Annotated in this window: 19 protein-coding genes; 7 read left to right on the top strand and 12 right to left on the bottom strand. The window is 71.1% G+C overall.

Annotated elements, in window-relative coordinates; genetic code table 11:
* On the bottom strand, positions 1–723 hold the full coding sequence (locus tag ACWD38_RS11410) for a tyrosine-protein phosphatase (protein ID WP_184484186.1): 723 nt from the start codon (positions 721–723) through the stop codon (positions 1–3).
* A 146-nt stretch (positions 724–869) separates the two neighbouring features.
* On the opposite strand from ACWD38_RS11410, the gene ACWD38_RS11405 reads away from it, so the two are divergent.
* Positions 870–1034 carry a hypothetical protein gene (locus tag ACWD38_RS11405; protein WP_184484184.1) on the top strand — a complete coding sequence of 55 codons (165 nt, stop codon included), beginning with the start codon at positions 870–872 and terminating at the stop codon, positions 1032–1034.
* A gap of 145 nt (positions 1035–1179) precedes the next feature.
* Here the strand turns inward: ACWD38_RS11405 and ACWD38_RS11400 are convergent, their stop codons facing one another.
* Genes ACWD38_RS11400 through ACWD38_RS11390 form a run of 3 tightly spaced genes read right to left on the bottom strand, consistent with a single transcriptional unit; the run spans position 1180 to position 4243 of the window.
* On the bottom strand, positions 1180–1998 hold the full coding sequence (locus tag ACWD38_RS11400; protein WP_184484182.1) for a carbohydrate ABC transporter permease: 819 nt from the start codon (positions 1996–1998) through the stop codon (positions 1180–1182).
* Positions 1995–2900 (bottom strand): carbohydrate ABC transporter permease, encoded by a 906-nt coding sequence (locus tag ACWD38_RS11395; protein ID WP_184484180.1) that lies wholly within the window; start codon positions 2898–2900, stop codon positions 1995–1997. Before ACWD38_RS11395 ends, ACWD38_RS11400 begins: the two co-directional genes overlap by 4 nt.
* Entirely contained in the window at positions 2900–4243 is a 1344-nt protein-coding gene (locus tag ACWD38_RS11390) for an extracellular solute-binding protein (protein ID WP_450124017.1), read from the bottom strand. The genes ACWD38_RS11395 and ACWD38_RS11390 overlap by 1 nt, the downstream gene beginning before the upstream one ends.
* A 167-nt stretch (positions 4244–4410) precedes the next feature.
* Between ACWD38_RS11390 and ACWD38_RS11385 the strand changes: the two genes are divergently transcribed.
* Positions 4411–5625, top strand: a complete 1215-nt coding sequence (locus ACWD38_RS11385; RefSeq protein ID WP_184484176.1) for an ROK family transcriptional regulator — start codon at positions 4411–4413, stop codon at positions 5623–5625.
* A 143-nt stretch (positions 5626–5768) separates the two neighbouring features.
* On the opposite strand, the gene ACWD38_RS11380 is transcribed toward ACWD38_RS11385, so the two are convergent.
* From ACWD38_RS11380 to ACWD38_RS11360, 5 genes are all read right to left on the bottom strand, one after another.
* Complete coding sequence (locus ACWD38_RS11380; RefSeq protein ID WP_184484174.1) at positions 5769–6641, bottom strand: SGNH/GDSL hydrolase family protein; 873 nt, start codon at positions 6639–6641, stop codon at positions 5769–5771.
* A 673-nt stretch (positions 6642–7314) separates the two neighbouring features.
* Positions 7315–9591, bottom strand: a complete 2277-nt coding sequence (locus ACWD38_RS11375; RefSeq protein WP_184484172.1) for a bactofilin family protein — start codon at positions 9589–9591, stop codon at positions 7315–7317.
* Positions 9592–9850: 259 nt separating this feature from the next.
* Positions 9851–10609, bottom strand: coding sequence for an amino acid ABC transporter ATP-binding protein (locus ACWD38_RS11370; RefSeq protein ID WP_450124016.1), 759 nt, complete (start codon positions 10607–10609; stop codon positions 9851–9853).
* 52 nt (positions 10610–10661) lie between these two features.
* Positions 10662–11450, bottom strand: a complete 789-nt coding sequence (locus tag ACWD38_RS11365; RefSeq protein ID WP_184486017.1) for an amino acid ABC transporter permease — start codon at positions 11448–11450, stop codon at positions 10662–10664.
* 191 nt (positions 11451–11641) lie between these two features.
* On the bottom strand, positions 11642–12442 hold the full coding sequence (locus ACWD38_RS11360) for a transporter substrate-binding domain-containing protein (protein ID WP_184484170.1): 801 nt from the start codon (positions 12440–12442) through the stop codon (positions 11642–11644).
* A 478-nt stretch (positions 12443–12920) separates the two neighbouring features.
* Here ACWD38_RS11360 and ACWD38_RS11355 point away from each other — a divergent pair, with 478 nt between their 5' ends.
* Both ACWD38_RS11355 and ACWD38_RS11350 read left to right on the top strand, forming a co-directional pair.
* The gene (locus tag ACWD38_RS11355; protein WP_184484168.1) at positions 12921–13718 is read left to right on the top strand and encodes an endonuclease/exonuclease/phosphatase family protein; all 798 of its coding nucleotides are present in this window, start codon (positions 12921–12923) and stop codon (positions 13716–13718) included.
* 236 nt (positions 13719–13954) lie between these two features.
* On the top strand, positions 13955–14131 hold the full coding sequence (locus tag ACWD38_RS11350; RefSeq protein WP_184484166.1) for a PspC domain-containing protein: 177 nt from the start codon (positions 13955–13957) through the stop codon (positions 14129–14131).
* 47 nt (positions 14132–14178) lie between these two features.
* Here ACWD38_RS11350 and ACWD38_RS11345 read toward each other — a convergent pair whose 3' ends face one another.
* Entirely contained in the window at positions 14179–15600 is a 1422-nt protein-coding gene (locus tag ACWD38_RS11345) for a M20/M25/M40 family metallo-hydrolase (protein ID WP_450124015.1), read from the bottom strand.
* Positions 15601–15651: 51 nt separating this feature from the next.
* On the bottom strand, positions 15652–16326 hold the full coding sequence (locus ACWD38_RS11340) for a GOLPH3/VPS74 family protein (protein WP_184484162.1): 675 nt from the start codon (positions 16324–16326) through the stop codon (positions 15652–15654).
* 380 nt (positions 16327–16706) lie between these two features.
* Here ACWD38_RS11340 and pdhA point away from each other — a divergent pair, with 380 nt between their 5' ends.
* Genes pdhA through ACWD38_RS11325 form a run of 3 tightly spaced genes read left to right on the top strand, consistent with a single transcriptional unit; the run spans position 16707 to position 20382 of the window.
* Complete coding sequence (gene pdhA / locus ACWD38_RS11335; protein WP_184484160.1) at positions 16707–17951, top strand: pyruvate dehydrogenase (acetyl-transferring) E1 component subunit alpha; 1245 nt, start codon at positions 16707–16709, stop codon at positions 17949–17951.
* Positions 17951–18985, top strand: coding sequence for an alpha-ketoacid dehydrogenase subunit beta (locus tag ACWD38_RS11330; protein WP_184484158.1), 1035 nt, complete (start codon positions 17951–17953; stop codon positions 18983–18985). Before pdhA ends, ACWD38_RS11330 begins: the two co-directional genes overlap by 1 nt.
* Positions 18986–18996: 11 nt before the next feature.
* Positions 18997–20382, top strand: a complete 1386-nt coding sequence (locus ACWD38_RS11325) for a dihydrolipoamide acetyltransferase family protein (RefSeq protein ID WP_450124014.1) — start codon at positions 18997–18999, stop codon at positions 20380–20382.
* 138 nt (positions 20383–20520) lie between these two features.
* Here the strand turns inward: ACWD38_RS11325 and ACWD38_RS11320 are convergent, their stop codons facing one another.
* Positions 20521–20757 carry a hypothetical protein gene (locus tag ACWD38_RS11320; RefSeq protein WP_184484154.1) on the bottom strand — a complete coding sequence of 79 codons (237 nt, stop codon included), beginning with the start codon at positions 20755–20757 and terminating at the stop codon, positions 20521–20523.
* Positions 20758–21236: the final 479 nt, after the last annotated feature.

Raw genomic sequence — 21236 nt, 5'->3', positions numbered from 1 at the left:
TCAGGCCGGGGGTTCCAGCAGCCGGTTCCGGGCCGCGGTGAGGTCCTCCGGGGCGAGGCCCGCGCCGAGCAGGTAGGCGTCGACGTCGAGCTCGGTGGCGGCCCGCAGCGCTTCCCCGGTGGAGCCGCCCATCTCGGCCAGCGCCCACTCGATGATCGGTTCCTGGTCGTCGGTGCCGAGCTTCGCCCACAGCGGGCGCAGCCCTTCGTGGCTGCGCAGGTGGTCGGCGAGGATCTCCGCCTGGCCCACCCCCGCGATGAGCAGCAACAGCAGCACGGCGATGCCGGTGCGGTCCCGGCCGGCGTGGCAGTGCACCAGCACGCCTCCTTCGGGCGCGCGAGCGAAGGCCCGCACGACCTCGACGGCGCGCTGCGGATGCCGGTCCAGGAACGGGCGGAAGTACAGCGGCGTGCCGTGCAGGCCCCGGCCCCAGTAGGCCCAGAACTCGGTGTCCTCCGTCGGGTCCATCCGGATGGTCGTCGTGGTGAGCTCCGGTGGGCGGGGCGCGAGGTCCGGATGCCCGTCCTCGCCGCCGGTGAGGTCGATGACGGTGCGGATGCCGTGGTCGCGCAGCTGCGCCCAGCCGGTCTCGGTCAGGTACTCCGGCGTCGCCGAGCGCACCAGCGCGCCACGCCTGATCACCCGCCCGTCCGCGGTGGTCGTGCCGCCGAGGTCGCGGGTGTTGAAGGCGCCGTCCCAGAACAGGTTTCGATTCGCGGTCATGTTCCCCCGGACGTCCAGCGGCGGGCCGCGGTTGGCGGCCGTTCGTGCGTTCCCCGCCGGTCCCCGAAAATTCGGCGACGGAATGGAACCGGACTGGCACTCTGTGCGTCTTACGGAAGTAGAGATCACGAGAGAGGAGGTGTGTCATGGCAGGTGCGGCGCTGTTGTTGCTGGCGTTGATCGCGATCGTGTTGGTTCTGCTCGCACCCGACCGACACGACGACGAAGAAGGAACGGTGACGATTCCCGCCCCCCGCGCGGAAGATCAGAACGATCTCCCGGTAGCGGCGAACGAAAAGGAAAACGCGTGATGGACGACGCTCCGGGGAACCTGGGGTCAGCGGGAGAACGAGCGGCGAGTGGAGATCATTCCCTCGCCGCTCGTTCCATTCCGCACCCGCACTCCGTCCTCGGACAACAGGTCCTCGGATAACAAGGTCCGCGAATCGCGCCGGATCATTTGATCGCACCGGTGAGCGTGAAAGCGCCACCGAGCGACCGCGACACCATCAGGTACAGCGCGATCACCGGTGCCGTGTAGAGGATCGAATACGCCGCGAGCTGCCCGTAGGCGATCAGGCCGCCCTGGCCGAAGAACGCGAACACCCCCACCGAGGCCGGTTGCTTCGCCGGGTCCAGCAGCAGCACGAACGGCACGAAGAAGTTGCCCCAGGCATTGATGAACGTGAAGATCCCGACCACGCTCACCCCGGGCACGATCAGCGGCAGCACCACCGAGCGCAGCGCCTGCAGCGCCGAGGCGCCGTCCACCCAGGCCGCCTCCTCCAGGCTGATCGGCACGCCGTCCATGAAGTTCTTCGTCATCCAGATCGCCACCGGCAGCGAGGTCGCGGCCAGGAACAACGTCGTGCCGAGCATCGAATCGACCAGGTCGAGCCGCACGAACATGCTGTAGACCGGCACCATCACGGCCGTGATGGGCAGTCCGGTCGCGAACAGCACGGTGTAGAGGAACGGCCGCCGGAACCGGAGCCGGTAGCGCGACAGCGGGTAGGCGCACAGCACCGCGGCCACCACCGACACCACCGCCGCGCCGCCGGAGAGCAGCAGACCGTTCCACAATGGACGGAGGCTCGTCTCCCAGCTGAGCACCTGCTCGAAGTTGTCCAGCGTGAACCGGCCCGGCACCGCCGCGGCCAGCGGCGCCTCCGCGTCGAACGACGCCGTGAGCAACCACAGCAGCGGCGCCGCGAACAGCAGCGCGATCACGCCCAGCAGCGCGCCGACCAGGCGCGACGACGACCGGCGGCTCATACCTCCTCCCGCAGCGTCCGGGCGTAGACCACGGCGAACAGCGCACCGACCGCCAGCAGCACCAGCGAGATCGTGGCGCCGTACCCGATCTCGTCCAGCTCGAACGCCTCGTCGTACATCAGCAGCGGCAGGGTCTGCGTCGCGTCGCCCGGCCCGCCCGCGGTGAGCACGTAGATCAAGGTGAACACCCCCAGCGTCTGCAAGGTCACCAGCATCAGGTTCGTGAGCACCGAACGGCGGATGATCGGCAGCGTGACGTGCCAGAACCGGCGCAGCGCGCCCGCGCCGTCGACCTCGGCGGCCTCCGCCAGCTCCGTGGGCACTTCGGACAGCGCCGCCTGGTACACCAGCATCGAGAAAGCGGTGCCGCGCCACACGTTGCCCAAGATCACCGCCAGCAGCGGTGCGCTGTAGAGCCAGTCCTGCTCGTTGAGGCCCACCGCGCCGAGCAGCGCGTTCAACGTGCCCTCCGGGTTGAGGAACGCGTAGAGCGCGAACGCCGCCACCAGCTCCGGCAGCACCCACGCGGACACCACCGCGATGCCGACGGTGTTGCGCAGCAGGCGGTTGCGGTGCCGGGTGAGCACCGCGATCAGCAGCCCCAGCCCGTTCTGCCCGATCACCGCCGAGCCGACCGTGAACACCACCGTGACCCACGCCGAATGCCACAGCGCCGGGTCGGCGAACAGGCGGCGGAAGTTCTCCAGCCCCACGAACTCCGGATCCGTCGCCGCCGCGCCGGTCAGCGCCGCGTTGGTGAACGAGACGTAACCGCTCCACAGGATCGGGCCCGCCACGAACAATCCGAGCAGCAGCACCGCGGGCGCCATCGGCAGCAACCAGCGCGACACCGCTGCGCCGCGCCTGCGCGCCGCCGGCCGGGCCACCGCGGCGGTCGTCATCAGCCGCCCCGGGTGTTGGCCGGTTCGACGATGCGCCGCACCTGCTGCGCCCACCGCTCGGACACCTCCGCCGGGTCGGCGCCGCCGACCACGTCCAGCACGGACTGCTGGATCTCCTCGGAGACCTTCGGGTATTCCGGCAGCGTGGGCCGGTAGTGGGTGTCGTCCAGCAGTCCCAACCAGAACCCGGCCAGCGGGTTCGCGGCGGTGATCCGCGGGTCGGCCGCCGAGTCCTCCCGCGAGGGCAGGTTTCCGGAGGACAGCGCGTACTCGGCGATGTTGTCCCGGTTCAGCGCCAGCTTCACGAACTCGAACGCGTCGTCCTGCTTCGTGCCCGACGCGCTCAGCGCCAGCGTCCACCCGCCGGACATCGACACGGTGCCCCCGCCGTCCCGCGCGGGCATCGGTGCCGCCGACATCGTCGAGGGCCAGTCCTGCCAGCCCGACGCCTCCCACTGCCCGGCGGCGAAGCTGCCGTCGAGCCGCATCGCGACCTTGCCCTGCCTGGTTAGGTCGTCGCGCAGCTTCTTGTCGTACTGGGCGTCGGCGATCTGCGCCTTGCTCTGCGTGAGTCCTTCCTCGACGGCGGTGGACACGAACTCCAGCGCCTCGGTGAAGCCGCGGTTCGGCGCGATCCACTTGCCGTCGTGCAGGGTCCCCGTTTCGGTGCCGTAGAGCAGCATTTCGACGGTCTGCATGCTCACCGCTTCGCCTTCCGCCTTGCCCAGCGGCAGGTCCAGGCCGATCACGTCCGGGAACCGCCGCTCGACCTGGCGCGCGGCGTCCAGCACCGCGTCCCAGTCGCGCGGCTTCCAGTCGGCGGGCAGCCCGGCGCGGGTGAACAGGTCGCGGTTGAACCAGATCCCGCGGGTGTCGGTGTCCAGCGGCACCCCGTAGGTGCGGCCGTCGGTGGCGAGCCCGGCCTGCTTGGTGGTGTCGATGAACCGGTCCCAGTCCGGCCAGTCCGCCAGCCGCTCGTCCAGCGGGGCGAGGTAGCCGGCCGCCACGTCGGAGTTGATGGTGAAGCTGTCCTCGTAGAGCACGTCCGGCGCGGTCGATGGGGAGCGCATCCGCAGCTGCAGCTTCGACAGGTACTCGCCTTCGGGCGCCACCACCGGGTCGAGCGCGACCCGCTTGCCCGGATGCGCCTGCTCGTACTGCTGCTTCACCCGCTGCATCAAGGTGTCGACGTAAGTCGAATTGCCGTAGCGGTGGTACGTCACGTTGATCGTGTTCGGATCATCGGCCACTCCGCCGCCGCAGCCCGTCACGGCCAGCAGCGCGGCGGTCAGGACCACGGGTAATCGCCAGCGACGCATCGATCCTCCCAGTGAGGAACTCATCTCGGAACCGTCGCGGCCGCCCCGGCGGGGCCGGCCGATCTTCGAGGAGCTGCGCGATCCCCTGACCCACTCGGCGCTTGCGCCCGCTGTGAGATCAGGATCACACTGCACCGTAATTCCATTCGATGAAGCAAGTCAACGACACGAGCGCCTCGGGGAGCCCCCGCATGAAGCAGGAGTTCTGGCAGGGCACCAACCTCCCCAGGGTGGGTGGGTTCAACCGCGCCGTCGTGCTCGACGCGATCCGCGCGAACGGCGGCGTCAGCCGCGTCGAACTGGCCCGCAGAACCGGGCTCACCGCGCAGACCATGTCGAACATCGTGCGGGCGCTGATGGCCGACGGCCTCGTCACCGAGGACGGGCACGCGCCCTCCACCGGCGGGAAGCGCCGGGTGATGCTGCGCGTCGTGCCGGACGCCTACCAGTCGGTGGGGCTGCACCTGGACCCGGAGCGCATCACCGGCGTGCTGCTGGACCTCGACGGACGGGTGCGGTTGCGCAGCACCCGGCGGGTCGCCGAGGGCGCCTCCCCGGAGGCCGTCGTCGGCGCGCTCACCCGCACCGTCCACCACCTGGTGCGGCGTTCCGAAGCGGGCGACGGGCGGGTGCTCGGCGTCGGGCTGGCCGTGCCGGGGCCGCTGGACGACACCCACCGGCGGGTGTTCAGCCCGCCGAACCTGCCCGGCTGGACGGAGGTTCCGCTCGCCGACCTGGTGCAGGAGCGGGCCGGCCTGCCGGTGGTGATGGACAACGACGCGACGGCCGCGGCCATCGGGGAGCGCTGGGCCGGCGGGGTGGAGCGCGCGGGCTCGTTCGTCTACGTCTACCTCGGTTCCGGGGTGGGCGTCGGCGTGGTGCTCGGCGATCAGGTGTACCGGGGGATCAGCAACAACGCGGGCGAGGTCGGGCACCTGCCCACCGGCACCGGCAAGGAGTGCGCCTGCGGCAAGCGGGGCTGCCTGGAGGCGTACTGCTCGATGCGGGCCGTCGTCGGGGAGTGGGCCGCCGCGGGCGGGGACGGCGCGGACGCGGCCGTGTCCGACGTGTACCAGCGGATCTGCCGGGACGCCGCCCAGGGCGACACCGCCGCGGCGCGGCTGCTGCGGCAGGCGGCGAGCAGGCTCGGGCAGACGCTGGCGACGGTGGTCAGCGTGCTCGACGTGGACCGCGTGGTGTTGGGCGGTCCGGCGCTGCGGCACGCGGGCGAGATCATCCGGGAGCGGGTGCGCAAGGTGCTGCACGCCCAGGTGTGGGCGGCGGGGGTGCGTCCCGTCGAGGTGCACTCGGCGTTGATCGGCGAGGACGCCGGGGCGGTGGGGGCGGCTTCGCTGGTGCTGGACCACGCCTACTCGCCGCGGTTGGCGAACCTGCTCGGCGGCTGAGCGGACCCGGGCGGGATTCCCGAAATCTCCCGGCGCCGGTGGTGCGACGCGAGCGGCCCGTCCGCCATCACGGGACGAACGGGCCGCTCACCCTGACGCCGCCCTGGGCACCGGGGCGGGTCAGGTGCCGTCGCGACGCGGGGTCAGGCCGCGTCGTCGGCGGGCGTGCGGGCCGCACCCTCGCGCACGGATTCGGCGATGGCGCGGCCGAAGGCCGCCATGCCGCGGGCGTTGGGGTGCAGCGGTGCGGCCACCGAGGTCGGCAGCACGCCTTCGAGGTACTTGTCCTGCGGCGCGGCGCACACGTCGTGGCCTTCGCTGACCGCGCCGATGTCGACGAACTCCGCGCCGTGCGCCGCCGCGCGGTCCCGGAGCAGGTCGCTGAGCTCGTCCACGCTGGACTGGACGTAGTCCGCGTCGCGCGCCCAGATCGGTTCCTTCGGGTAGCAGCCGCCGGGGCGGATGTAGGTGCCGTAGCCCGCCACGACCACCTTCGCGTTCGGCGCCCGGTCGGTGATGCCGGTGAGCGCCGCGTCGAGATCGCCTTCGATGCCGGCGATCCTGCTCGACAGCTCGTCGCGGCCGTCCTGGGTGAACTCGTCGGCGCAGGACTTGCCGAACGGTTCGGGGAAGGCGTTGAGGCAGCTCACCGCGGCGCCCACCAGGTCGACGTCGTTGCCGCCGATGGTGACGGTGACCAGGTCGGTGGCGGCGCTGAGCGCGTCGAACTGCGGTGGCAGGAAACCGTGCTGGCGCCCGGTGAAGTCCTCGATCTCCGCGCCGGAGCAGGTCGCGTCGGTGAGCCGGGCGCCGAGCGCGTCGGCGGTGACGCGCGGGTAGTTCCGCGTCGAGCGCAGGCAGGCGAGGTTCGGGTCCGGGCCGGGGATCAGCGGCCCGGCCGCGGCGGAGTCGCCGAGCGCGACGTAGTCCAGCGGCTCCGCGGCGTCGGCGACCACCGGCGCCGCGCCGCACGCGACGACCACCGCGCACACCACGCCCCACCGCCGCACGAACATCCGGTGACCGTCCACAGAGGATTCACCAGGGCTCGGGGACCGCCGACGGCCGGAACGGGCAGAGCGGATCTCCACGGTGACCTCCGAATTTCGCGATCAGGCCACCTTGATTTAGCACACGCGGCGCAATTCCCCCTCCGCCATCCGCGCACAATCCCCCGACATCAACACTTCGAGTGACGGCCATTCAGCCCAACCACCCCAGAAGCGACCAAGGCCCGCCCCACCCCGAATCCGACCCCGCCACCCCAAAAAAGCCCCACCCAGCAACAAATCCGCACAGTGAACGACGTGCCTGGCATCAATCCGAGCAGTGGGCGGCAAGGCACGCCTGCCCAACGGCCGAAGACCGTGCCTCACGGCGAAGCCGTGCCTTGCGCGCGCGAAGCCGTGCCTTGGGCGGGCGAAGCCACGCCTGCGTTGCGGCCGAGGGCCGTGCCTTTGCGGCGAAGCCGTGCTTTGGACGAGCGAAGCGAAGTCCGCCTTGCGGCGGAGCCGTGCCTGTATGTGCGAAGCACATAGCCCACGTCGAGAAGTCCTCACCCGCGGGTTCTCAGCGCCTTCCTCGCGAGGACGGCTTTTTCCCTCGTGGCGGAGCCACTAGGGAAAAAGATCCCGCAGCGAGGAAGGCACTGAGGTTCCGCCACCCGACCACCAAAGCAAAACGACCGGCTCACCGCTCCTCACGACGAAGAGCACGAGTAATGCCTGCTGCGACTGTTGTGGCCAGGACCCAGCCCACCGCGATGAGCACCACGGTGATCCACTGCGAGTGCCCGTCGGCCCGCCACATCACGTCGTGGCCGAGGTTGATGATCGGCACCAGCTGGTCCACGGTGTACAGGAACGGGTTCCAGACCGGGTGGTCCTCTTCGTTGATGGGTTGCAGCTCGTGCGCGCTGAACCACGCGGAGCCGCCCGCGGCGAACGCCAGCAGCCACAGCAGCGCCCGCAGCGGCCGGTACCCGTAGGCCACGGTGCTGCGCTGCAGCAGGCTCCACAGCCGCACCGGCGGGCGCAGCAGCAGCGGTGAGGCCCCGGCCAGCGCCTGGTAGCGGCGGCGTTGCTTCTCGATCAGCACCGTCACGGCGTGCTCTTCGTTGCCGCTGTTGCGGAACACGGTCGCGAGCTGGTCGTAAGGCCCCGGCTGGTAGCGCCCGGAGGTGGTGCGCAGCCACGCGAGCCGTTCCCGCACCCGGGCCGCGTCGGTGGGTTCGATGGGCCGGCTGAGGTTGTAGTAGGTGAAGTCCTCGACGTCGACGCCGCCGACGGCGTCCCAGGTCTTGGCGTTGTCCGCGAGGAGTTCGCACTGCGCCTGCCGCAGCACGACCCGTCCCTGCGGCGGTTCCGCGGGCAGCAGCGTCAGTTCTTGGGCGACCAGCCCGAACGCGTTGAACGCGTTCGTGGAGCTGCCGTCGCCGAGCACGCATCCCCAGAAGTTGGCCGCCCGCCCGATGACCGCGCGCCGCAGCTGCACTTCGCCTTCCGCGCGGAACGGGCGGATCCCTTCGGCGCACACGAGGTCGCGGCCGATGTTCGCCGCCCGCAGGTCCAGCGAGGACTTGTAGGCGCTGCGGTGGCGGTGCCACGCGGGTTTGAGCAGCTGCGCGGAGCGCAGGTCCACGTTGGCGCCGATGTCCGCGCCCTGCAGCTGCAACGTCCCGGAGATGTCGGCTTCGCGGCAGTCGAAGTTGCTGCCGACCTGGATCCGGTTGGCCTGCAACGTGTCCGTGCGCGGTCCGATCAGGCGGGCCCGGGTGAGCTGGAAGCTGCCGTGCACGTTGACGTCCACCATGCGCATCTGCCCGTGCAGCACCGTGTTCGCGGCTTCCAGGTTGCCGAGGATCTCGGTGCCGTCGAGGTGCAGGGCGCGCATCGGCTTCTCCACGGAGGCCGACGGGGAACGCGACCAGCTGAGGTCGATCTGCGCGCCCGCCATCCGCAGGTCGCCGCCGATCTTGCTGCTGACCAGGCGGATCGTGCCGCCGCTGCGGAATCCCTGGTCGAGCTGCACGTCGCCGCGCACTTCGCCGCGGTCCAGCAGCAGCGTGCTGATCGGGTCGTCGTGCTGGGATTCGCCCCGCTTCGGCGGGCTCACGCCCGGTTCCAGCACCGCGTCGCGCAGCCGCAGGTCGCCTTCGATGTGCGCGCTCGGCAGGTACAGCAGCCCGGCGACGCTGAACGGGCCGCCACTGATCGGGTCGACGTCGCCGCGGAGGCTGCCGCCGATCTGGATCCCGTTGGCGTTGAGCGCCGTGCGGCCCCGGTTGCGCAGCGCTCCGCCGGAGAAGTTGAGGTTGCCGCCGATCTTCACCCCGGGGATCCGCACCTCGCCGGAGACCTTCAGGCGCAGGCCGAGCATCGCCCCGGCGATCTCCAGGCGGTCCGCGTAGATCGCGCGCCCGCCGGGGTTGCGCAGCTCGGAATCGTTGAGCAACAGCGAACCGCCGAGCTGGGCGTCGGCGAGGTCGACGATGCCGCCGACGCTCGTGCAGTTGCGCAGCACCGTGTCGTGGCTGGTGCGCAGGTTCCGCCCGTTGAGCCCGGGGAAGCGGCAGTTCCACAGCACCAGCCCGGCGAGCGTGGCCTGGCGCAGGTCGGGCCGCATGTCGAAGCGGCAGCGCACGAATTCCAGCAGGTACGGCAGTTCCGCCGCCCGCAGGTCCAGCCGGCCGGTGATGACGGCGTCCTCGATGCGCACCACGGGCTGCTGCCCGCCGCGGCGCCAGAACGCGCGCCAGCCCTGCTCGTCGGGTGATTCGACGAGCTTGCGCGTCAGGTACTCGCCGCGGATCTCCCGGTCCGGGTCGAACATGTCAGCGTGCACGTCGAGCGGGACGACCGGCCCTTCCGGGCGGCGTCCCCACGCTCTGCCCTGGCCGAGCAGATCGTCGAGTCGCTGCTCGGCGGCGGTCGGCGCCCCGATGTTGTCCCACGGCCTGTTCGGCACGATCCTGCCCCCGACATCGATCCGGCGAACTCCACGCAGCGTAGTAGATCAACTACCACCGACAGCTCAGACGCGTGAACTCAGCTTGGGGTTGCGACGGGCTCACGTGACACCGCCGAGGGAGCGCACTCGAATGCGCGGGGCGCCGCGCGGAACCACCGAACGTCCGAACTGGACTACTCCACCGGAGTCCCCGCCGGACGGTTCGCGGGACGGGACGCCGAAATCACGACTACGCACCGCATCCGGCGCGCGGGGATCAGTCCTTCGGGCCGGCGTGCGTGGGGTCCAGGACGCGCGACAGGAACGTCCGGGTGCGTTCCTCCTTGGGGTCCCCGATCACCTCGGCGGGCGGGCCCTGCTCGACGACGACACCGCCGTCCATGAACAGCACGCGGTCGGCGACCTCCCGCGCGAACTGCATCTCGTGCGTGACCACGAGCATCGTCATGCCCTCGTCGGCCAGCCCGCGCATCACGCCGAGCACGTCGCCGACCAGTTCCGGGTCCAATGCGGACGTCGGCTCGTCGAACAGCATCACGTTCGGGTTCATCGACAGCGCCCGCGCGATCGCGACCCGCTGCTGCTGGCCACCGGAGAGCTGCGCGGGCATCGAGTCCGCCTTCTCCGCGAGCCCCACCCGGTCCAGGTTCTCCCGCGCGACGCGGTCGGCTTCGGCGCGGTCGCGGCGCAGCACCTTGCGCTGCGCCACGGTCAGGTTCTCCAGCACCGTCAGGTGCGAGAACAGGTTGAAGCCCTGGAACACCATGCCGATGTGCCTGCGCGCGGCGTCGAGGTCGGTGTCCGGGTCGGTCACCTCGACGCCGTCCACCGCGATCCGGCCCTTCGTGGGCTGCTCCAGCAGGTTCACGCAGCGCAGCAAGGTGGACTTGCCGGAACCGGACGGGCCGATCACGCACACCACTTCGCCGCGCCGCACGGTCAGGTCGATGCCGCGCAGCACCTCCAGCGAGCCGAACGACTTGTCCAGCCCGGAAATCTCGATCATCGCGCTCATCCGGCGTTCCTCACTGCGTCGGTCGTGGGTTTCGAGTGCTTCGCGCGCCCGGTCACTTGCTGCTGCGGCCTCCGCCGTAGCGGCGCTCCAGGCGGCTCGACAACCTCGACAACGGGATCGTGATGATCAGGTAGCAGAGCCCGGCGAGCAGGATCGGCGTCAGCGACTGGTACTGGTTCAGCGCGCCGCGCCCGAACTTCGACAACTCGTACTGCGCGGTCGACAGCCCCAGCAGGTAGATCAGCGAGGAGTCCTTGGTGAGCAGGATCAGCTCGTTCGTCAGCGGCGGCAGGATGATCCGGAACGCCTGCGGCATCACGACCGTGACCATGGTGCGCGCCGAGGACATGCCCAGCGACCGGGCCGCCTCCACCTGCCCCTTCGGCACGGCCTGCACGCCGGCGCGGATCGTCTCGGCCATGTAGGCCGCGCCGACCAGGCCCAGGCTCAGCATCACCGTGGAGTAGATGTCGAAGACCAGCTGGAACGCGATCGGCACGCCGTAGCCGAGCGCGATGAACACCAGCAGCGCGGGCACGCCGCGGAAGAACTCGATGTAGATCGTGGCGATCCACCGGTACGGCGCCACCGAGGACAGCCGCATCAGCGCGAGCACCACGCCCAGCACCAGGCCGAAGGCGAACCCGAGCGCGGTGTAGACGATGGTGTTGAGCAGCGCCGAGGTGATGATGTCGGGGAACTGCGCCACGGCGACGTCGACGTCGAAGAACGCTTTCGCGATCTTGGGCCAGTCCGCGAACAGCGCCGCGAGCACGACCACCACCACGAGGACCGCGTACTGCACGCCGCGGATCACGCGGGTGCGCTGCCGCTTGCTCATCCGCGGCTTCGCGGGCGTTGCGGTGTCCGTTGTCGCCATTCCTCAACTCTCCCCGGCCAGGTGCTGCCGATTTCCTCAGAGCCTTGCAGGTGATCACGCGACCGCGCAGGGATTCGGCCGGGCTCAGGCCCGATCTCCCGCGCAGCGGCCGGGGCCGGGGCCTGCGCGGCGCCCGGCCCCGGCTCGGACCGTCACTTCGGGGCCTGGCCGAACCACTTCTGGTAGATCCGGTCGTACTCGCCGGACTCCTGCGCCTTGCGCAGCGACTCGTTGACCTTGGCGACGAGCTGGGCGTTGCCCTTCTGGACGCCGATGCCGTACGCCTCGCCGGTGCCGTACTCGGCGGTGACCTCGGTGTCCGGGTTCTTCTTCGCGAAGTCGAGCACCACGCCGTTGTCGTTGATGGCGGCGTCGACCTTCCCGGACTGCACGGCGCTCTGCATCAGCGCGACGTCCTCGAACTGGACGATCTCGTAGCCGTGCGCGGCCTTGTGCTCGGTGGCGTACTCCTCACCGGTGGTGCCCAGCTGCACGCCGAGCTTCTTGCCGCGCAGCTCGGCCAGGTCCTGGTACGGCGCCTTCTTGGTCACCAGCAGGGCCTGCTTCGCGTCGAAGTACGGGTCGGAGAAGTCCATGTTCTGCTTGCGCGTGTCGGTGATCGTCATCGCCGCCGCGGCCACGTCGCACTTGCGCGTGTTGAGCGCCTCGCCGGACTGGATGCCCTCGAACGGCGTGTCGAAGAGCTCCTGCTGCAGGCCGAGGTCGCGGGCCACCAGGTCGACGAGCTCCACGTCGAAGCCGACGGTCTTGCCGTTCTCGTCGAACTGGAACGGCGGGTACGGCAGGTGCGTGCAGGTGGTGAGCTTGCCGGGCTCCTTGAACTGCAGCTCGCCGTCGGCACCGACCGGCGCGATGGACTGCGCGCAGCCCGCCACGGTCAGCGCCAACGCGGGCAGCAGGGCGAGAGCTCTCCAGGTGGTCCGACGCGCCACGATGTCACTCCTAGTAGGTGAGAACGCGAGTGCTGAGATAGTGCCACCCGAATGGGCTCAAGTCCCGGCTCGCGATGTTGCGAAGCTGTCAAATTTGCTGAGGTCCCCAGCGGAACCCCCCGTTGAGCCCCGCGCCCCACCCGGCGAGATCGTGCGCGAACCACGTCCTCGACGTTCGATTCCCGCACGCCCAGGCCGCGCAGAGGCTCAGTTTCATGCGCTGGACGCCCCTGGTCAACAGCGAGTTCACCGCCGCCGAGCCGCTCGGGGTGTGGGAGATGTCATGCGCCGGATGCGGTTCTGCGCTGTTCGGCCCCGGCCGGTTGCGCCGCTCGGAGTCGCGACAGCGTGATCACGTTCCGTGCACTCGTGCCGCTGTCCGGGGGACCTCGAAGGTCGAGCGCGCAGAACCGCACCTTCGGCTGCTGCCCTCCGCGGGCCACCTTCGGCAGACTGCGCCGCCGAGGAGGAGATGCCGATGACCCACATCCGCTTACCCCGCCCGAAGCACCCCCGCACGACCACCGGAGCGCTCGCCGCCGCCGGGGCGCTGCTCGCCTGCGCCGGATTCGCCGCGCCCGCGGTCGCCGACACGACGGCCCGATCGTTCGACGTGCTGCAGCTGAACCTCTGCCACAGCGGTGCCGCCGACTGCTACACCGGCGACGACACCGCGGTGCGCTCCGGGATCGCCACCGTCCGGGAGCGCAGGCCCGACGTGGTCACGCTCAACGAGGTCTGCGCGCACGACATCACCACGATGACCCGCGAGACCGGCTACCACGCGGAGTTCGCCCCGGCCGGTCGCCGGGACGGCGGCCCGTACCAGTGCACCGACGGCCGCGGCGACTACGGCGTCGCGATCCTGGCCCACCCCGACCTGGGCGCCCCCAGCGGCGCCGTCACCGAGCGGACCTACACCGCCCAGGACGGCGGCGTGGAGCAGCGGGTCATGCTGTGCGCGCCGTTCTCCGCGGTCTCCGCGTGCACCACGCACCTGTCGGCGGACGCCCCGGACGTCGCCGGTGAGCAGTGCCGGGAACTCATGGGCGCCGCGACCCGGGCCGGACGCCCGGCGGTGGTCGGCGGCGACTTCAACCTCAGCCACGGCGGCACGCCGGACGTGCAGGACTGCGTGCCGGACGGCTGGTTCCGCAAGGGCGACGGCGGCGTGCAGCACGTGTTCGCCGCCGCCGACTTCCGGTTCGAGCGCACCGAGAACCTGCCCGTCGACGGCACGGACCACCCCGGTCTGCTCGTCGAGATGGCGCACTGATCCGGTCCCGGCCCGACCGGGGGCGGAGTACGACTTTCCGCTTACCCGGTCGTGGCCGGAAGGGTGCCGTCACGGGCCTCCGCCGCGTGATGGAGTGGCGGAGCAGTCGGGAACGCCACTCGAACCCCGAGCCCGGTGCCCCGGAACCAGCAGAGATCAGGGGTCCCCCCTGATCCGCAGCGGGAGTCGATCACCCACGATGGGGACGAACACCGCGAAACAGGAGGAATCAGAAGATGAACTTGTCCCGCCCGCAGCACGGCAAGCGGATCGCCGGGGTCTGCGCCGGCCTCGCCGACCGGTTCGGCATCGGCAGGGGCCTGATGCGGTTCCTGTTCATCCTGTCGTGCCTGCTCCCCGGCCCGCAGTTCGTGATCTACATCGTCCTGTGGATCATCATCCCGAAGTCCTGACCGCAGGGACCGCCTCGTGACCGGCACGAGGCGGTCCTACCGGTTCGTCAGCGCCGGGCGTGCGCGTCCAGCGCGTAGGCGATCGCCGTGGTGATCTTCGCGGCGAACTCGAGGTGCAGCGACTCGTCCGGGACGTGCGCGTTGCTGCCCGGCCCCAAGGCGCCGGTCACCACGAACTGCGCGTCCGGGTAGGCGCCCTGCAGCAGGCCCATCAGCGGGATCGACCCGCCCAGGCCCATCGTCGCCCACCGCTCGCCGAACACGTCGTCGCTCACCGCGTCCAGCGCCGACTCCAGCCACGGCTCGGTGTCCGGCGCGTTCCAGCCCGCCGCGCCGTCCGACAGCGGGAACGTCACCTCCGCGCCGTAGGGCACATCCGCCGACAGCGCCTCGCGCAGCGCCGCCAGCGCCACCTCCGGGTCGGTCGTCGGCGGAGTGCGCACGCTCAGCGCGACCGTCGTGGAGGGGCGCAGCACGTTGCCCGCGTCCGGGAGCGACGGCAGGCCCTCCGCGCCGATCACCGACACCGTCGGGCGCCACGTGTTGTTCAGCGCCAGCTCGACCTCGTCCTCGGAGACCCAGCGCATGCCCTCCCGCGCGGGGATCGAGTCGCGGATCAGGCCGGGCACCGCCGCCACCGCGGCCCGCGCCTGCTCCACCCGGTTCGCCGGGATCTCCGCGTTGAGCTCCGGCAGCAGCACCTCGCCGGTCGCCGAGTCCTCGATGCGGTCCAGCAGGCTGCGCAGCACGCGGAACGAGCTGGGCACGATGCCGCTGGCGGTGCCGGAGTGCTGCCCGCCGTCGAGCACCCGCACCTGCACGCCCACCCGCACGTCCCCGCGCAGCGAGGTCGTCAGCCACAGCCGCTCGTAGTCGGCGGCCCCCGAGTCCAGGCACACCACCAGCGACACGGAACCCAGCCGGTCCGCGAGGTGTTCCAGGTAGGCGGACATGTCGGGGCTGCCCGACTCCTCGCCCGTCTCCAGCAGCAGCACGCAGCGCGCGTGCGCGCCGCCGTGCGCGCGGATCGACTCGATCGCCGTGATCGCCGCGTACGGCGCGTAGCCGTCGTCGACGCTGCCGCGGCCGTAGAGCCTGCCGTCGCGGACCACCGGCGTCCACGGGTCCAGGCCCTCCGACCAGCCGCCGACCGGCGGCTGCTTGTCGAGGTGGCCGTAGAGCAGCACCGTGTCCTGCTCGTCGGCGTCCGGCGCGGTCGCGGGAACGTCCACCAGCAGCACCGGCGTGCGCTCCGGCAACCGCACCACGTCGAGCTTCGCGCCGGGGATGCCGCGCGCGGTGATCCAGTCCCGCACGTGCTCGATGGCGGCGTCGAGCTGACCCGCCGCCACCCATCCCGCGTCGTAGGCCGGCGAGACCGCCGGGATCCGGACGAGTTCGGAGAGGCTGGGCAGGACGGAGTCCTGCCACGCCTGTTCAACGGCGGTGCGCACGGCGGAACGATCCATGCCGCGATCGTATGCCCGCCGCCGGACCGCGTTCCCGGCCGCTCGGCCCGATCAGTACCCGGCGGAGCCCGCCGCGGCGGCGCTGACCGCCACCGCCGTCACCGCGGACACCGCCGCCAGCGGGCGCAGCTCCGCCTCCCCGAGCCCGTCGCCCCGCCACACCGATTCGAGCACCGCCCGCTCGTCCGCGCCGCAGCCCAGCGACGGGCCGATCCCGGCGGCGTGCACCAGCGCGCACAGCGCGGCCAGCCTCCCGTCGACGGGCCGCCGCAGCCGCGCCGCGTCCCGCACCTCCTCGACCAGCGACTCCCGCACCCCTTCGGCGGGGACGTAGAGGTCGTCGGGGATGAAACCGAGCAGCTTGCGCCGCCGGTGCCGCAGCACGCCGTGCTCCGCCAGCAGGCCGCGGTGCTCGCGGAACCGGCCGAGGCGGCCCGGCAGCACCCCGGTCAGCTCCACCGGCCTGCCCTTCGGGCCTGCCTTGCGCACCAGCCGCCCCAAAAGCTCATCGGCCCACCCGATGCCGGTGGAGCGCGGGTCGAGCACCGTCAGCTTCGCGCTCACCGCCACCTCCACCCGGCCGCGCAGCGCCAGCTCGCCCAGCTCGGCCACCGCGGTGAGCAGGTCCACCTGCGCGCAGCGGTGCCCGCCGCCGGGCCGGTGCAGCAGCAGGACGAACTCGTCGGGCAGCGTGACCGGGGGCGGGCGGTCCTCGAGATCGCTCATGCGGGCCAGTGTGCCGCCCGCGCCACCGCGGAATGGCGTGTTCTCGCAACCACCGATCATCGGCCGCCCGCAGTATCGGTACCGCGATCTTCCCAAGAGCGTTAGTCGGAACCCCATTGCTTGGATGACCTGCGATTTTTGCCCGAAATTCCGAAGGTTACGGTGCAGTAGGGAACAAGATCCGCGGCGTTGCACGCGGGTTTCGTCCCTGTGGCAGGGCTCACTGAATCGGCGGTACGCGTGCCAGGATGGCGGGGAGCGATCCGAACCACTCCGGTCGAGCACTCGCATGGCCCCAACCCTGGCCGGCGCGGCCCCGACCGGAGCTGCCGGACCCAGTCGTCACAAGCGGCGGTCCGGCGCGACACGAGGAGATCCGCATGTCCCCGGAACACTGGACGCGACCGGCCCATCCAGCAGACGAGCCAGACAACGGCGTCACCTCCGGCCCCCCTGCCGCTACTGCAGCGAAACCCACACGGGAGCAGGTGATCGCCGGTTTGCGCGCGACAAGTGAAGGCGGAGCTGACCTCGTTCAGCTCCTCACCCCGGAAGGCGAACGGGTCACGCACCCGGACTTCGACATCGACCTCACCGCCGCGCAGCTGCGCGACCTGTACCGGGACATGGTGCTGGTCCGCCGCTTCGACCGGGAGGGCAACGCCCTGCAGCGGCAGGGCCAGCTCGGCATCTGGGTGCCGCTGCTCGGCCAGGAAGCCGCGCAGATCGGTGCCGGTCGTGCCCTGCGCTCCGGGGACATGGCGTTCCCCAGCTACCGCGAGCACGGCGTCGCCTGGTGCCGGGGACTGGATCCCACCGAACTGCTCGGCATCTTCCGCGGTACCGACCACGGCAGCTGGGACCCGCTGAGCACCGGTTTCCACCTGTACACGATCGTCATCGGCAACCAGGCGCTCAACGCCGCCGGGTACGCGATGGGCCAGAAGTTCGACGGCAAGGTCGGCGACGACGACGGCGAAGCGACCATGGTGTTCTTCGGCGACGGCGCCACCAGCCAGGGCGACGTGCACGAGGCGATGGTGTGGGGCTCCGTCTACGACGCGCCGCTCGTGCTGTTCTGCCAGAACAACCAGTGGGCCATCTCCGAGCCGCTGGAACGCCAGACCAGGGTGCCGCTGTACCAGCGCGCCGCGGGCTACGGCTTCCCCGGCATCCGCGTCGACGGCAACGACGTGCTCGCCAGCCTCGCCGTGTCGAAGTGGGCGCTCGACGAGTGCAGGCACGGCAACGGGCCGGTGCTGATCGAGGCGTTCACCTACCGGATGGACGCGCACACCACCACCGACGACCCCACCCGCTACCGGCTCTCCGACGAGCTGGAGGCGTGGAAGCTCAAGGACCCCATCGAACGCCTCCGCGTCCACCTGGTGCGCGAGCACGACGCCGACCAGGCGTTCTTCGACGAGGTGCAGGCCGAGTCCGACGAGCTCGCCGCCCGGTTCCGCGAGTTCTGCTTCAGCATGCCCGAGCCCGATCCGGGCCGGATCTTCTCCGAGGTCTACGCCGACCCCAGCCCCGCCGTCACGGCGCAGCGCGACGAACTGCTCGGCTACCTCGACGGCTTCGCCGAACAGCCCGCCGCCGCGCAGGGAGGTGTGCACTGATGGCCGCACCAGCGATGGAACGGACCGACGTCACCAACGGCAGCGCCCGCCCGGACGCGACGCGGACCGTGACGATGGCCAAGAGCCTCAACATGGGGCTGCGCTCCGCGCTCGAACAGGACCCGAAGGTCCTCGTCATGGGCGAGGACGTGGGCAAGCTCGGCGGCGTCTTCCGCGTCACCGACGGGCTGCAGAAGGACTTCGGCGAGCACCGCGTGCTGGACACGCCGCTGGCAGAGTCCGGCATCATCGGCACCGCCGTGGGCCTCGCCATCCGCGGCTACCGGCCGGTGTGCGAGATCCAGTTCGACGGGTTCATCTTCCCCGGCTACGACCAGATCGTCTCGCAGCTGGCGAAGCTGCACTTCCGCAGCCAGGGCAAGGTCAAGATGCCGGTCGTGGTGCGGGTGCCGTTCGGCGGCGGCATCGGCGCCGTCGAACACCACTCGGAATCCCCGGAGTCGCTGTTCGCGCACATCGGCGGGCTGAAGGTGGTGTCCTGCTCGAACCCGGTCGACGCCTACTGGATGCTGCGCCAGGCCATCGAGTGCGACGACCCGGTGCTGTTCTTCGAACCGAAGCGGCGCTACTACGAGAAGGCCGAGCTGAACACCGAGGCGCAGCCGCCGCCGCTGTTCGCTTCGCGCGTGCTGCGCAGGGGCACGGCGGCGACGATCGCGACCTACGGGCCGACGGTGCCGACCTGCCTGGCCGCGGCGAACGCCGCCGCCGAGGAGGGCACCGAGCTGGAGGTCATCGACCTGCGCAGCCTGTCCCCGCTGGACCTGGGCCCGGTGTTCGAGTCGGTGCGCCGCACCGGCCGGCTCGTGCTGGCCAGCGAAGCGCCGCCGGAGTCGTCGATCACCTCGGAGATCACCGCGCGGGTGCAGCAGGAGTGCTTCTACTCGCTGGAGGCACCGGTGCTGCGGGTGACGGGCTTCGACGTGCCGTACCCGCCGACGAAGCTGGAGAAGCACTTCCTGCCCGACCTGGATCGAGTGCTCGACGCCGTCGACCGCTCGCTGGCCTTCTGAGGGAGTCTCCGATGCCGCAACTCAAGCACTTCCCGTTGCCCGACGTCGGGGAAGGACTCACCGAAGCCGAGATCCTCGGCTGGAAGGTGAGCCCTGGCGACACGGTGGCGGTCAACCAGGTCTTCGTCGAGATCGAAACGGCGAAGGCCGCGGTGGAACTGCCGTGCGCCTACGCGGGCAAGGTCGTCGAGCTGCTCGCCGAGGCGGGGCAGACCGTGGAGGTCGGCACGCCGATCATCTCCATCGACCTCGACCCGGAGGGCACCGCGGTCGACGAGCCCGCTCCGGACCCGGCTCCCGCCGAGGCCGACACCAACGGGCAGACCGCGACGCTGGTCGGCTACGGGCCGCAGGCGACGAGTTCGAAGCGCCGCCCGCGCAAGGCCCCCGCGCCGGCCGCGGGGGCGGCGCAGCAGGCGTTGCAGGGCGCGATGGCCGGTTCGGCCGTCGCACCCGCCGTCCCGGCGCAGGCCGCGGCCCCGGCCGCTGCCGCTGCTCCGGCACCCGCTCCGGCTCCCGCCGGGGGGTCGGCTCGCGGCTCCGTGCCGCTGGCCAAACCGCCGGTGCGCAAGCTCGCCAAGGACCTCGGCGTGGACCTGCGGGCCCTCGCCGGGTCCGGGGCGGGCGGGGTGATCACCCGCCAGGACGTCGAGACCGCGTCGGCACCGGTCACCCCCGCCGCGGCCGCTCCGGCGGGCGCGCGGGAGCGCCGGGTGCCGATCAAGGGCGTCCGCAAGGCCACCGCGCAGGCGATGGTGCAGAGCGCGTTCACCGCACCGCACGTCACGGAGTTCCTCACCGTCGACGTGACGCCGATGATGGACCTGCGGCAGCGGCTCAAGTCGCACCCGGAGTTCCAGGGCGTGAAGGTCACGCCGCTGGCGTTCGCCGCGAAGGCGCTGTGCCTGGCGGCGCGGCGCACTCCGGACGTGAACGCCACCTGGGACGAGCAGGCCGGGGAGATCGTCTACAAGGACTACGTGCACCTGGGCATCGCGGCGGCGACGCCGCGCGGTCTGGTGGTGCCCAAGGTCCGGGACGCCGACGGCATGTCGCTGCGCGAGCTGGCAGCGGCGCTGGAGGCGCTGACCGCCACCGCGCGGGAGGGGAAGACGACTCCCGCCGACATGGCGGGCGGCACGATCACGATCACCAACGTGGGCGTGTTCGGCGTCGACACCGGCACCCCGATCCTCAACCCCGGCGAGTCCGCGATCCTCGCGTTCGGCGCGATCCGCGACATGCCGTGGGTGGTGGACGGGCAGGTCGTCCCGCGCAAGGTGTGCCAGCTGGCGTTGAGCTTCGACCACCGCGTCGTCGACGGCCAGCAGGGTTCGCAGTTCCTGGCCGACGTCGGCGCGCTGCTGGCCGACCCGAGCCTGGCCATCACGTACTGATCCGCTGACGACGACGGCCGGGGTGAGCGCTGAGCGCGTTCACCCCGGCCGTCGTGCGCGGTACTGCTGTCGTCGTGCGCCGCCCCCAGCTCCGCACGCGGCTACCGGTCCCCGTTCCCGCAGGTCGGGGACGGGCGATCAGTCCTCCTTGCGGCGGCGGCCGCCTCCGCGGCCGCCCTTGCTCGCCTTGGCGGCCGTGTTCGCGCTCTGCCGGGCGGCGGGTGCGGCGGCGGCGCCGCTGCCGTCGGACTCGGCCGAACCGCCACCGAAGTCGAAGCTGTGCGAGTCGAACTCGTGCACGTCGATGTCCGGCAGACCGCCGAGCTCGTTGTTCAGCTCGCCGAAGATCGGCGTACCTGGATCGGGCTTGTTCACCGCTTCGCCCTCCCGTTTCGTTCTCGAAGCCGTGTTGCTGAGATCGAGCCGGCACCCGTGCGGCGCCGAGCTCGTGGCGCGATTCGGCTCTGACAGCCGACGGCCCGGTGGAGCCCACGCGCTCACCGTGCCGATCAAACGCGAACTAGACCGTTCGCCTCGCGCCGACCACCGATATTCATTCCTTCGGGTGAGTCCATGATGCCTCGCGCCACTCGCGAGGGTGCACACCCCTGGAGGTTTCCATCCCACATTCCAACATCGAGGCCGCTGCGGTCATTCCCCGAGTGGCGATCGCCACGCTCCGGCAACCTCGCGCGCCCGCTCCCGCGAACCCCTCGTCAGCGGGGATTCCGGGCCACCGCAAGAACTCGATGCCGTGTTCCGCATCACACCGAGTCAACGCGGAGGGGCTCCCGAACATCACTCGAACGTGTGGCCGTGACGGTCAACGGTCCCCGTCGGGGGGATCGCACGGC

The sequence above is a fragment of the Saccharopolyspora sp. NPDC002578 genome (assembly GCF_053592695.1).
Note: the sequence above shows the minus strand (reverse complement) of the source record. Positions and strands in the feature narration are given on the sequence as shown.